Source organism: Azotobacter chroococcum, from assembly GCF_004339665.1.
GTDB classification, from domain to species: Bacteria; Pseudomonadota; Gammaproteobacteria; order Pseudomonadales; family Pseudomonadaceae; genus Azotobacter; species Azotobacter chroococcum.
The window spans coordinates 1-13492 of the sequence record NZ_SMMU01000065.1 but is presented as its reverse complement, the minus strand read 5'-3'; the positions used below and the strand labels follow the sequence as shown (position 1 = coordinate 13492).

The 13492-nt window shown below is 54.3% G+C and carries 9 protein-coding genes and 1 tRNA gene; 7 read left to right on the top strand and 3 right to left on the bottom strand.

Annotated elements, in window-relative coordinates:
- Nucleotides 1–327 precede the first annotated feature (327 nt).
- From EV691_RS23505 to EV691_RS22455, 7 genes are all read left to right on the top strand, one after another.
- Nucleotides 328–431 (top strand) — tRNA-Leu (locus EV691_RS23505).
- Nucleotides 432–568: 137 nt separating this feature from the next.
- Complete coding sequence (gene tig, locus EV691_RS22480; protein ID WP_131301585.1) at nucleotides 569–1879, top strand: trigger factor; 1311 nt, start codon at nucleotides 569–571, stop codon at nucleotides 1877–1879.
- A 104-nt stretch (nucleotides 1880–1983) separates the two neighbouring features.
- Complete coding sequence (clpP, locus tag EV691_RS22475; RefSeq protein WP_039807838.1) at nucleotides 1984–2604, top strand: ATP-dependent Clp endopeptidase proteolytic subunit ClpP; 621 nt, start codon at nucleotides 1984–1986, stop codon at nucleotides 2602–2604.
- A 105-nt stretch (nucleotides 2605–2709) separates the two neighbouring features.
- Nucleotides 2710–3990 (top strand): ATP-dependent Clp protease ATP-binding subunit ClpX, encoded by a 1281-nt coding sequence (gene clpX, locus EV691_RS22470; RefSeq protein ID WP_039804456.1) that lies wholly within the window; start codon nucleotides 2710–2712, stop codon nucleotides 3988–3990.
- Nucleotides 3991–4121: 131 nt separating this feature from the next.
- Nucleotides 4122–6515, top strand: a complete 2394-nt coding sequence (lon, locus tag EV691_RS22465) for an endopeptidase La (protein WP_377802380.1) — start codon at nucleotides 4122–4124, stop codon at nucleotides 6513–6515.
- Between the two features lie 135 nt (nucleotides 6516–6650).
- Nucleotides 6651–6923, top strand: coding sequence for a nucleoid-associated protein HU-beta (hupB, locus tag EV691_RS22460; RefSeq protein WP_028237830.1), 273 nt, complete (start codon nucleotides 6651–6653; stop codon nucleotides 6921–6923).
- A 220-nt stretch (nucleotides 6924–7143) separates the two neighbouring features.
- Nucleotides 7144–9018, top strand: coding sequence for a SurA N-terminal domain-containing protein (locus tag EV691_RS22455; protein ID WP_131301590.1), 1875 nt, complete (start codon nucleotides 7144–7146; stop codon nucleotides 9016–9018).
- Between the two features lie 167 nt (nucleotides 9019–9185).
- On the opposite strand, the gene phaC is transcribed toward EV691_RS22455, so the two are convergent.
- The 3 genes from phaC to phbB form a co-directional block, all read right to left on the bottom strand.
- Nucleotides 9186–10889: a class I poly(R)-hydroxyalkanoic acid synthase gene (gene phaC / locus EV691_RS22450; protein WP_131301592.1), complete on the bottom strand. Its 1704-nt coding sequence runs from the start codon at nucleotides 10887–10889 to the stop codon at nucleotides 9186–9188.
- Between the two features lie 252 nt (nucleotides 10890–11141).
- Nucleotides 11142–12320 (bottom strand): acetyl-CoA C-acetyltransferase, encoded by a 1179-nt coding sequence (locus EV691_RS22445; RefSeq protein ID WP_039804446.1) that lies wholly within the window; start codon nucleotides 12318–12320, stop codon nucleotides 11142–11144.
- 64 nt (nucleotides 12321–12384) lie between these two features.
- The gene (phbB, locus tag EV691_RS22440; RefSeq protein WP_082045437.1) at nucleotides 12385–13128 is read right to left on the bottom strand and encodes an acetoacetyl-CoA reductase; all 744 of its coding nucleotides are present in this window, start codon (nucleotides 13126–13128) and stop codon (nucleotides 12385–12387) included.
- Nucleotides 13129–13492: the final 364 nt, after the last annotated feature.

Below are 13492 nucleotides of genomic sequence, written 5' to 3'. Positions count from 1 at the left end.
CAGAAAGCGAGGACACCACTGCCGGCATCCGCGAGCGGCTGTCCGCCATGGAGGATCTGCTCGACGACCTGCCGGAGGGAAGCGTGGGGAAGCTGCGCGCCGAGATTGATTCGATCAGGGCGCTTCTCTGAGTGATGCGATAAGGGTATGGGGATTGAAGTGCCCGGACGGGCGGGGAGTGGGTTAGTGGTAGACTGGTTCGGCTGGATGGACCGTGCGACGCCAAGGAAGGCAGTCATGCCGGCAAAAAGTTTCCGTAGCGAGAACGTGATACACAGCTTGCATCGGCGTGACATGAGATTGACTAATTTTCACAGCGTAGCGGTTGCGGGCGGCTTAAGCTGTTGATTTAAAAGACTTTCAGATTGAGTAGCTTGATTTAGGTTCCAGCGCCGCAAGGCGTAAGAGTTCGAGTCTCTTCATCCGCACCATTCCCTAATCTCCCTGCTCCCTCTCGTATGCCGTCTGCTCTCTGTAGGGTGACTTCTGCAATTCGACCCACTAGAATGCATGCCCTTGATTTGGGGCCGTCAATGGCCGGCTAACGTCTGTGCAACGAGGAATATCCATGCAAGTTTCTGTTGAAAGCACCTCCGCTCTTGAGCGCCGCCTGACGATCGGCGTGCCGGCCGAGCGCATCGAGACCGAAGTCAACAAGCGTCTGCAGCAGACGGCTCGTCGTGCCAAGGTCCCTGGCTTCCGTCCTGGCAAGGTGCCAATGAGCGTGATTCGCCAGCGTTATGAAGAGTCGGCCCGTCAGGAGGCTCTGGGCGAGCTGATTCAGGCCAGCTTCTATGAGGCAGTGCTTGAGCAGAAGCTGAAGCCGGCCGGTGCTCCCTCCGTTGAGCCGAAGGTTTTCGAGAAGGGCAAGGATCTGGAATACGTTGCCACTTTCGAGGTCTATCCCGAGTTTGAGGTTGTGGGTCTGGAGGGGATTGCCGTCGAGCGTCTGCAGGCGGAAGTCGCCGAATCCGATGTCGACAATATGCTGGAAATCCTGCGCAAGCAGAACACTCGCTACAAGCAGGTCGAGCGTGAAGCACAGAATGGCGACCAGTTGAATATCGATTTTGTCGGCAAGATCGATGGCGAAGCCTTTGCTGGTGGTTCTGCCAAGGGTACGTCGCTGGTGCTGGGCTCCGGACGGATGATTGAAGGCTTCGAGGCAGGCTTGGTCGGCGTGAAGGCCGGTGAGGAGCGCGTTCTGTCTCTAACCTTCCCCGAGGACTATCAAAATCTGGATCTGGCGGGCAAGGCTGCTGAGTTCGCGGTAACCGTCAATACAGTGTCCGAGGCCGAGTTGCCCGAGCTGAACGCAGAGTTTTTTGCCTTGTTCGGTATCGCCGAGCCAAATCTTGAGGCCTTTCGTGCCGAAGTCGGCAAGAACATGGACCGTGAATTGCGTCAGGCGATCAAGTCCAAGGTGAAGACTCAGGTGATGGATGGCCTGCTGGCAGTCAATCCGATCGAAGTGCCCAAGGCATTGATTGAGAATGAAGTAAATCGCCTGCGTGTTCAGGCGGTGCAGCAGTTCGGCGGCAATATCAAGCCGGAGCAGCTGCCGGCTAACCTGTTCCAGGAGCAGGCCAGGCGTCGTGTTGCGCTGGGGTTGATTGTTGCCGAGATGGTCAAGCAGTTCGAGATCAAGCCGGATGAGTCGAAGGTGAAGGCTATGATCGAGGAAATTGCTTCTGCCTATCAGGAGCCGGAGCAAGTTGTTGCTTGGTACTACGGTAATGAGCAGCAGCTTGGTGAGGTTCGTTCGGTTGTGCTGGAGGAGCAAGTTGTAGATACTGTCCTTCAGAAGGCCAGCGTAACCGACAAAACGGTCTCTTACGAAGAAGCTGTCAAGCCAGCGGAAGCTCCGCAAGCTGCCTGATTCTTCCCTCGTGTGAGTACATCCATAAGCCAGCCTTCGTGCTGGCTTATTTGCATTTTAAGACCTGACCATTAGGGAGCGATCGGGATATGACCAATCATTTCATGCAAATGCCGGAGATCCAGGCCGCGGGCGGCTTGGTGCCGATGGTGATCGAGCAGTCTGCCCGCGGTGAGCGTGCGTACGACATCTATTCGCGCCTCCTGAAGGAGCGGGTGATATTCATGGTTGGCCAGGTAGAGGACTACATGGCGAACTTGATCGTGGCCCAGCTGTTGTTCCTCGAGGCGGAAAATCCTGACAAGGACATCCATCTCTACATCAACTCGCCTGGTGGCTCCGTGACGGCTGGCATGTCCATTTATGACACCATGCAGTTCATCAAGCCTGACGTTTCCACCATCTGCATCGGTCAGGCCTGCAGCATGGGTGCTCTGTTGCTGGCCGGTGGGGCAGCCGGCAAGCGGTACTGCCTGCCGCATTCGCGGATGATGATCCATCAGCCTCTGGGCGGCTTCCAGGGGCAGGCTTCGGACATCGAGATCCATGCCAGGGAGATTCTCACCATCCGTGAGCGCTTGAACAAGATCTTGGCACACCACACCGGCCAGCCTATCGATGTGATTGCCCGTGACACGGATCGTGACAATTTCATGAGTGGCGAAGAGGCGGTCAAATATCGCCTCATCGATCAGGTTCTCATGCATCGCCAGCTGGTGGGCTGAGCCTGTCATCTTGGGGCGGTTTGAAATTGTGACCGCTCCCGGGCTTGAAAATGCCCGCATTTGCCTTCATCTTGTGTTGCAAGCCTACCGGATTGGATTGATCGAATGACTGACACCCGTAACGGCGAGGACAATGGCAAACTGCTTTATTGTTCCTTCTGCGGCAAGAGCCAGCATGAGGTGCGCAAGCTGATTGCTGGACCCTCGGTCTTTATTTGTGACGAGTGCGTTGACCTGTGCAACGACATTATCCGAGAGGAAGTGCAAGAAGCTCAGGCCGAAAGTAGTGCGCACAAGCTGCCCGCACCCAAGGAAATCAGCACCATTCTCGACCAGTATGTCATTGGTCAGGAGCGCGCCAAGAAGGTCTTGGCTGTGGCGGTATACAACCACTACAAACGTCTGAATCAGCGTGACAAGAAAGATGATGTCGAGCTGGGTAAGAGCAATATTCTGTTGATCGGCCCGACAGGGTCCGGCAAGACTCTGCTGGCTGAGACCTTGGCGCGTCTGTTGAACGTTCCCTTCACGATCGCCGATGCCACTACCCTGACTGAGGCAGGGTACGTTGGTGAGGATGTCGAGAACATCATTCAGAAGCTGCTGCAAAAGTGCGACTATGATGTCGAAAAGGCCCAGATGGGTATCGTCTATATTGATGAAATCGACAAAATTTCGCGCAAGTCCGACAACCCGTCGATTACGCGGGATGTATCGGGAGAGGGAGTCCAGCAGGCCCTGCTCAAGCTAATCGAGGGAACCGTGGCTTCCGTTCCACCCCAGGGTGGGCGCAAGCATCCGCAGCAGGAATTTCTGCAGGTAGATACCCGCAATATCCTCTTTATTTGCGGCGGTGCTTTTTCAGGCTTGGAGAAGGTGATCCAAAATCGCTCGACGAAGGGGGGGATTGGCTTTAATGCCGAAGTGCGAAGCCCAGATGCAGGCAAGAAAATCGGCGAGGCACTTCGGGATGTGGAGCCAGACGATCTGGTCAAGTTCGGGTTGATTCCGGAGTTTGTGGGGCGTCTACCTGTCATTGCTACGCTTGATGAGTTGGATGAAGCGGCTTTAGTGCAAATCCTCACAGAGCCAAGGAATGCATTGACCAAGCAGTATGGCAAGCTGTTCGAGATGGAAGGGGTGGAGCTTGAATTCCGTCAGGATGCCTTGCGGGCCGTGGCCCTGCGGGCTCTTGAGCGAAAGACGGGAGCTCGCGGACTGCGCTCTATCCTCGAAGGCATCCTGCTGGATACCATGTACGAGATTCCCTCGCAGCCGGGTGTCAGCAAGGTGGTTATTGATGAAAGCGTCATCGCGGGGGCTTCCAGGCCTCTACTGATCTACGAAAACGTGGAGCCGCCTGCCAAAGCTGCACCTGATGCTTGATCCGGAAAGGGGGCCTGCGGGCCCCTTTGCATTTCCGCTGCAGTGCTTGTTTTTTTCCAAGGCTACCCCCATCTTAGAAATCAGGATGTGCCCGCCACTTTTCGGTCCTGAGCCCACGTAGAGCCTAAATCATGAATATGATCGAATTACCTCTTCTTCCGCTGCGTGATGTTGTTGTATATCCGCACATGGTAATCCCGCTGTTCGTGGGGCGCGAAAAGTCCATCGAAGCCCTTGAGTCCGCAATGAGTGGGGATAAGCAAATCCTCCTGTTGGCCCAGAAGAACCCGGCAGATGATGACCCGGGCGAAGAGTCTCTCTATCGAGTTGGCACCGTTGCAACAGTCCTGCAACTGCTGAAGCTTCCCGATGGTACGGTCAAGGTCCTTGTCGAGGGAGAGCAGCGTGGGATCATTGAGCGCTTCATTGAGGCCGATGGACACACCCGGGCAGAGCTGTCTCTGGTCGAGGAGGTGCCGGTCGCCGAGCGGGAAGGGGAAGTCTTCATTCGTAGCTTGCTCAGCCAGTTCGAGCAATATGTTCAGTTAGGCAAAAAGGTACCTGCCGAGGTTCTGTCATCGCTGAACAGCATCGATGAGCCGGGTCGACTGGTCGATACTATGGCTGCACATATGGCGCTTAAGCTTGAACAGAAGCAGGAGATTCTGGAGATCGCCGATCTGTCGGCCCGCGTCGAGCACGTTTTGGCGCTTCTGGATGCCGAAATCGATCTGTTGCAGGTTGAAAAACGGATCCGTGGTCGGGTGAAAAAGCAGATGGAGCGCAGTCAGCGCGAGTACTATCTAAATGAGCAGATGAAGGCCATTCAGAAGGAACTCGGTGATATCGATGAGGGGCATAGCGAGATTGACGATCTAAAGCAGCGTATTGAGTCTGCTGGATTGACAAAAGAGGCCTTGGCCAAGGCGCATGCTGAGCTGAACAAGCTCAAGCAGATGTCTCCAATGTCTGCAGAGGCCACTGTTGTACGTTCCTATATTGACTGGTTGGTCAATGTGCCTTGGAAGGCTGAGAGCAAAGTTCGGCTGGATCTGTCCAAGGCCGAGGCTATTCTCGATACGGATCATTACGGTTTGGAGGAAGTCAAGGAGCGTATCCTCGAATATCTCGCTGTGCAGAAGCGAGTGAAGAAGCTCAAGGGGCCTGTACTCTGTCTGGTCGGGCCGCCTGGTGTTGGCAAAACCTCCCTGGCTGAATCCATAGCGCGGGCCACCAATCGTAAGTTCGTGCGTATGGCTCTGGGTGGTGTACGTGATGAGGCCGAAATCCGCGGTCATCGCCGTACCTATATCGGTTCGATGCCAGGACGGCTAATTCAGAAGATGGCCAAGGTCGGGGTGCGCAATCCCTTGTTCCTTCTCGATGAGATCGACAAGATGGGCAGCGATATGCGGGGCGATCCTGCTTCTGCGCTACTGGAAGTGCTCGATCCGGAGCAGAACCATAATTTTAACGACCATTACCTGGAAGTCGATTATGATCTTTCGGATGTGATGTTCGTTTGTACTGCCAACTCCATGAACATTCCAGCTCCCCTGCTGGATCGCATGGAGGTGATACGTCTTCCTGGTTACACCGAAGATGAGAAGGTCAATATCGTAGTCAAATACCTGTCGCCCAAGCAAACTCAAGCTAACGGTCTCAAGAAGGGAGAGCTGGAGTTCGAAGAGGCGGCCATTCGCGATATGATCCGTTACTACACCCGCGAGGCAGGTGTTCGCAGCCTCGAGCGGCAGATTGCCAAGGTCTGTCGCAAAGTGGTCAAAGAAAATGCTAAAGAAAAGCATTTCAAGGTCATGGTGACAGCTGACTCGCTGGAGCATTTCCTGGGGGTTCGCAAATACCGCTATGGTTTGGCAGAGCAGCAGGATCAGATCGGCCAGGTTACTGGTCTGGCTTGGACCCAAGTCGGTGGTGAATTGTTGACCATCGAAGCTGCGGTTGTGCCGGGCAAGGGGCAGTTGATCAAGACCGGATCACTTGGTGATGTCATGGTCGAGTCCATTACTGCGGCGTTGACTGTGGTGCGTAGTCGAGCGAAGAGCCTTGGTATTCCACTGGATTTTCATGAGAAACGGGACATTCATATTCACATGCCCGAGGGTGCGACGCCCAAGGATGGCCCTAGCGCCGGTGTGGGAATGTGCACTGCCTTGGTTTCTGCGTTAACGCAAATTCCTGTGAGGGCCGACGTGGCAATGACCGGCGAAATAACATTGCGTGGTCAAGTATTGGCCATTGGCGGATTAAAGGAGAAACTTCTGGCAGCTCATCGGGGGGGGATCAAGATTGTTATCATTCCTGAAGAGAACGTCCGTGATTTAAAAGATATTCCTGAAAATATCAAACAGGACTTGCAGGTCAAGCCGGTCAAATGGATTGACGAGGTCCTGCAGATTGCGTTGCAATACGCGCCGGAGCCCTTGCCTGACGCTGCTCCTGAGATGGTCGCAAAGGATGAGAAGCGCGAGACCGATCCCAAGGAGAGGATCAGTACGCATTAGTCAAGAGGCTTTCCTTGACATCTTTTTCGAGCGCTTGATATAAAGCGCCTCTTTTCGTGTCGGCAAACCATCCAGCACCTGCTTTGCCTGCACAAAGATCAAGAAATAACCCAAATAGAAATAAGGGGACCTAGAGTGAACAAGTCGGAATTGATTGATGCGATTGCTGCATCTGCTGATATCCCGAAAGCTGTCGCTGGCCGAGCGCTGGACGCAGTGATTGAGTCTGTCACTGGCGCCCTGAAGGCTGGTGATTCTGTGGTGCTGGTTGGTTTTGGTACTTTTGCTGTCAAGGAACGTGCCGCCCGTACTGGCCGCAATCCGCAGACGGGCAAGCCGATCAGTATTGAAGCTGCCAAGATCCCAGGCTTCAAGGCTGGCAAGGCCTTGAAAGACGCAGTCAACTAAGCGTCTTGCGAGCTTAAGGCTCGTCCGGACTAGGGAGTGCTTAGTCTGGTTACGGAGTGGGGGGTGATTAGCGTACAGACCTGTCAGGTTGGGAATTGCGGGTTTGAATCCCACCTGCTCCGCCAGTTACGAAAAGGCGCATCCAGAAAGATGCGCCTTTTTTCTATTCAGGTTCTACCAGTGTCAAATAGCTGTCTCACAGCCGTTTCTGGGGGGATGCATGTTGCAAAACATTAGGGACAATTCACAGGGCTGGATTGCCAAAACCATCATCGGTGTCATTATCGTGCTGCTGGCTTTGACCGGCTTCGATGCCATTCTCAGTAGCACTAGCAACAGCCAGAATGCGGCTGAGGTCAATGGCGAGAAAATCAGCCTGACTGAGCTGAATCGGGCGGTGGAGATGCAGCGTCGCCAACTGCTTCAGCAGCTTGGTCGGGATTTTGACGCTTCGCAATTGAGTGAGGGGCTGCTGCGTAACGCTGCACTCAGTGGCCTGATAGAGCGCAAACTGCTGCTGCAAGGGGCCGAAGCAGCGGGATTTGCCTTTTCCCAGAGTGCCTTGGACCAGTTGATTCTGCAGACCCCAGAGTTTCAGGACGATAGCAAATTCGATCCTAACCGATTCGATCAAGTTATTGCACAGATGGGATACAGCCGCTCGCAGTTTAGGCAGATGCTGGAGCAGGAAATGTTGATCGGTCAGTTACGTGCTGGTCTGGCAGGCAGTGGATTCGTAACAGATCGCGAGGTTGAGGCTTTTGCTCGTCTAGAGCAGCAAACACGTGACTTTGCCACCATGATATTGCCTTTGGACTCGGCAAGCGTGGCAGTTGAGAACGATGCAGTGCGAGCCTATTACGAGGAGCATGCTAGTCGTTACATGACCCCCGAACAGGTTATAGTGGAATATGTCGAGTTGAAGCGGGATGCCTTCTTCGACCAGATAGAGGTCAAGGACGAGGACTTACAGGCACTTTATCAGCGAGAAATCGCCAATCTTGCCGAGCAGCGTCAGGCTGCGCATATTCTCATCGAGGTGAATGACAAATTGAGCGATGAGGAGGCGAGGGCTAAGCTAGAGGACCTCAAGGCGCGTCTCGATAAGGGCGAAGACTTTGCTCCTCTGGCCAAGGAGTTCTCCCAAGATTCTGGTTCAGCTGATAAAGGCGGTGATCTAGGTTATGCAGGGCCTGGCGTTTATGACCCGGCATTCGAGCAAGTACTCTATGCCTTGAAAAAAGGGGAGGTGAGTTCTCCTATCCGCAGTGAGTTTGGCTGGCATCTGGTCAAGCTGCTTGATGTGCAGCCACCTGAGGTTCCCAGTTTCGATAGCCTAAAGGAAAAATTGGTACGTAACCTCAAGTCCGATCAGGTTGAACAAGCTTTCGTTGAGGCGTCCCGTGAACTGGAGAATGCCGCCTTCGAGGCATCGGATCTTGCCCAGCCAGCTCAAGAACTCGGTCTTCAGATAAGAATCAGCTCTCTTTTTGGTCGTGAAGGGGGAGATGGGGTAGCTGCTAATAGACAGGTTATTCAGGCTGCATTCAGTCCCGAAGTGCTTGAGCAAGGGAGCAATAGCGGAGTTATCGAACTAGACCCGGATACAGTTGTCGTTCTTCGTGTTAAAGAGCACAAAAAACCCGAACAACTTCCATTCGAGCAAGTGGCCGATAGTATTCGAGAGCACTTGCTAAAGCAGCGTGCAGCTGAGGATGCCAAGAGCAGAGGAGAAACTCTCCTCAGCAAGCTTCGCCAAGGACATACTCCAGTTGAACAGGCTCAACAGACTGAGGGATGGCAGGTAGTGGAGGCGGCGGCCCGTAATCAAGATGGAATTGCTCCCTCTATCCTGCAGGCGGTGTTTCGCATGCCTAAGCCTGCTGCTGCGGATAAACCGAGCTTTGCGGGAGTGACGTTGCCCAATGGTAACTATGTGCTGATCCGTCTGACGGGGGGCAGTGAGCCGGAGGATGGCTTGTCGGAAGAGGAAAAGGGCATGTACCGGCGCTTTCTAGCCTCGCGTAGCGGTCAGCAGGATTTTGCAGCCTTCCGTCGGCAGCTTCAGTCCAGAGCCGAGATTGAGCGCTTCTGAGAGTGTTGAAACCATCCAATGAGCCTCCAACTCTAGGCGATGGCATATTTAAAATGCCCATATCATCTAATATGGGCATTTGTTTGGGCTCTAATAGTCGCCTCTTGAGCCGCTGTTCTTCTGAGGTTTCTCTTGGTCAGCGGATTCCTCGCTTAAGCAAGAGCTCCTCAACCCTTTACGTAGCGTCCTGGTGCCGCTTCTAAAATCGGATATTCACTATTGCCGCTCTGTCCAACGGCTGGGCGTTGCTCTCCAGCATGTTGGGTAAGCCAAGCAAACCAGTCATTCCACCAGCTACCGGGTTTTTTCTCGGCAGACTCCATCCAAATATCTGGATCGACTGGTGTCTGTTCATTAGTCCAGTAGTGACGTTTGTTTTGTGTCGGTGGATTGATGACCCCGGCGATATGACCTGAGGCGCCGAGAACAAAGCGAACCTTTCCGGAAAGCAGCTTGCTAGTGCTGTAGGCGCTGCGCCACGGGACGATATGGTCGTCTTGGGTGCCAAGCAGGTAGGTGGGTATTTTGATGCTGCTCAGATCCAGCGTGACCCCACAACATTCTAGCTCTCCGGATTTAAGATCGTTCTGCAGATAGGTATGCCGCAGATACCAGCAGTACATTGGCCCAGGAAGGTTTGTGCTGTCGTTGTTCCAGAACAGCATGTCTAGGGTCCTGGGCTTCTGTCCCTTCAGGTACTTGTCCACGGTGTAATTCCACCATAATTCGTTGGGACGTAGCAGGGAGAAGGTGTTGCCCATGTCTTGGCCTCGGAATAGACCGGCCGGGCCATCCTTTCCGCCAATAGTGCGCTCCCGCTGAGTGACGAGATGCTCATCGACGAAAACGTCAATAACTCCAGTATCTGAATAGTCGAGGAAGGTAGCCAGCAGACTAAGGCTACTGATGCAGTCCTTTTCTCCTTGGGCCTCAAGTACTGCAAGGGCAGTGCTCAATAGGGTTCCGCCAATGCAGAAACCGACGCAGTTGAGCTGCTGCCCGCCGCTGATGGCTTGAGTAACCTTGATAGCCTGGATTACGGCACTTTGAATGAAGTCATCCCAAGTCTTGCCCGCGCAACTTTCATCAAAATTACGCCAGGAGATCAGAAAGACTTGGTGGCCTTGTTCGAGGGCATAGCGAACCAAGGAGTTTTCTGGGCGCAGGTCAAGGATGTAATACTTGTTGATCGATGGGGGCACAATGAGTAGTGGGCGTTGATATTGCTTTTCGCTCTGTGGCCGGTATTGGATGAGTTGGAACAGATCATTCTCGAACACAACGTCACCTGGCGTCGTCGCCACGTCACGTCCTACTTGGAAGTCGCCGCTGTCGCATTGGCGTAGTTTGCCTTCCTTTAAATCACTGGCCAAATGCAGCATGCCGTTGAATAGGCTGACGCCGTTGCTTTTCACTAGGGCTTCCAGTGCGTCCGGGTTGCTAGCAAAGAAGTTGCTCGGTGCACTGGCGGCAATGGCCTGCTCTACCAGATAGTAGAGGCGTTGTCTGGGTTTCTCGTCGTCTATTTTCAGCTCTTCGAGAAGCTCCATCATGTAATGAGAATTAAGTAAATAATACGAAGCTAGGGAGCCGAAAAGTGGAGAGCTCCAGTTATCACTGGCAAAACGTTTATCCGTGAAGCTGAATGGTTTCCTAGAAAGAAGCTGCAGGCCAAGTTGGTACCATTCGCGTTGATAGTCGGCCTGCATCTGACGCAGGCGTTCTGCCGGAACGTCAAACCATTTAGCATTATCCGTATCGGCAAACCAAGGCGAGCTGTTCACCCAAAGACGCAGTTGTTGCAGGGCAAAATTGGCCACGAAGGGCGTCTGGGCTGACCAGAAACTTGCGAAGGAGGTGGCTTGATCCATGACATTGATCCTGAAAAGCGTACAAATTTACGGACTGGAAAGGATCCTAGTCCGTTGCCGATGGCTGGCTGGAATCCTGAAGAGGACGTCGACTTCTTCAGTCCAGTCGCTCGTTGCCGTAACCATTTGTTTGTTCTTTCGGAGCGAATCATCAATTCAGGATGCCAGTTGGTTGCGCACGAATACGGATGACCCCGTAAGGGCTCATCCGTATCCGTGCCGCTAGTCGAGCAGGTTTAGGTTGTCAGGACTTCAACGCTCCACTGCGAGGGCTACACCCTGCCCGCCACCGATGCAGAGAGTTGCCAAGCCTTTCTTGAGGTCGCGTCTAATCATTTCGTGCACCAGCGTGACCAGAATGCGACAGCCAGAGGCTCCGATGGGATGGCCGATGGCAATGGCACCGCCATTCACATTGACCTTGCTGGCGTCCCACCCCAACTCCTTGCCAACACTCAGGGATTGGGCTGCGAAGGCCTCATTGGCTTCGATCAGGTCGAGATCATCCAGACTCCAGCCTGCCTTTTCCAGGCAGCGGCGGGTGGCTGAAACCGGGCCAATGCCCATGATGGCCGGATCGACAGCCGCATTGGCATAGGCCTTGATTCGTGCCAGAACCGGCAAGCCGAGCGACTGGGCTTTCTCGGCACTCATCAGCAGCACAGCAGCAGCGCCGTCATTGAGGCTGGAGGCATTGCCTGCAGTGACGCTACCGTCTTTCTTGAAGGCCGGCTTGAGTTTGCTCAGAGCTTCGAGAGTGGTCTCGGCACGCGGCTGTTCGTCGGTGTCGAAAACAATCGGATCTCCCTTGCGCTGGGGAATTGATATAGGGGTGATCTGGCTGCGGAAATGACCGGCTTCGATGGCTGCTACTGCCTTTTGCTGAGAGGCAGCGGCAAGCGCATCCTGTTCCTCCCGGGAAATACCGAACTTCTCGACGAGATTCTCTGCGGTGATACCCATATGATAATTATTGAAGGCATCCCACAGGCCGTCTTGGATCATGCTGTCGAGCAGGTTGGCATGACCCATGCGTAGACCGGTGCGGGCACCAGGAAGGACATACGGCGAAAGGCTCATGTTTTCCTGGCCGCCCGCAATGATCACGTCGGCATCACCGCAGCGGATGGCTTGAGTGGCCAAGTGCAAAGCCTTGAGTCCAGAACCGCAGACCTTGTTTAGGGTCATGGCGGGAACTGTGTGGGGGAGGCCTGCCTTGATCACGGCCTGACGGGCCGGATTCTGTCCTACACCAGCAGTGAGCACTTGGCCCAAAATTACCTCATCGACCTGAGCGGCATCCAGCTTGGTCTGTTCAAGCAGATGACGGATCACAGCTGCGCCCAGTTCTGCCGCGGGAATATTGGCCAAGGACCCTTGGAAGCTGCCTACTGCAGTCCGGGTTGCAGCGACGATTACAACCTCTTTCATGAAGAAGCTACCTCATATGAATAGGGAAGTCTGATCGGAAAGCCTAGCAGCTTCCCGGCAGGCGTCATTGCATGTTCAGACCGCCGTTGATGGAGAAGTCGGCGCCAGTGGCATAGGCAGCCTCATCAGAGGCCAGCCAGGCAACCATGCTGGCGATTTCCTCGGGCTGTCCAAGGCGACCGACCGGAATGCCGGCAGCGATCTGTTCGAGAACTTCCGGGCGCATGGCTCCAGTCATTTCGGTGAGGATGTAGCCAGGGGAAATCGTGTTGACGGTCACGCCCTTGCTGGCCACTTCGCGGGCCAGGGCCATGGTGAAGCCATGAATACCGGCTTTGGCCGCGGAGTAGTTGGTCTGGCCGAACTGGCCGCGCTGGCCGTTGATGGAGGAGATGTTGATGATGCGGCCCCAGCCCTTGCCGAGCATGTCTTCAATGACCTGTTTGGTGGTGTTGAACATGCCGTTGAGGTTGGTGTTGATCACTGCACTCCAGTTTTCCGGAGTGAGCTTGCGGAAGCTGGCGTCGCGGGTAATGCCAGCATTGTTTACCAGCACATCGATTGTGCCGACGCGTTCGCGCAGTTCGGCGAAGGCACGCTGGGTGCTTTCCCAATCGGTGACGTCATGTTCACAGGCTTCGAAGCTGAAACCGCTATCGCGCTGGGCGGAGAGCCAGCCATCTTTGCGTTTGGATTGTGGGGTGCATCCGACGATGACTTTGAAATTTTCCTTGTAAAGGCGCTGACTGATTGAGGTCCCGATTCCACCCATGCCGCCCGTTACGAATGCAATTCGTTGATTGCTCATAGATTTCCCTTCCTTTTTTTGTCGGAGACCCTGGCGACTCACGACTGCAAGAAGCAGCACGTAAGCTGCACAGCGTCATTGGTGTTGTGGCTCACGGGGATTGATTCTCGGGGAGGCGGAGATTTTAGGGTAGTGCCCTGCGGTGACATCGTGCTGGCTATCGGTGACACCCTTGCAGGATTTTCCTGGTGACTTTTTGGCTGCGATATGACACATCTTGTGTCGTTTATATGGGAGATCTAGCGGTTTCTGTAGTCGATAGAGGGCTTGTGAACCGCCCCGGGTTTCCCGGAGGCTCCAACCTTTGAGAGGATGGAGCCATGAAGTCAGCAACGAAGTATTCCCCTGAAGTCCGGCAACGGGC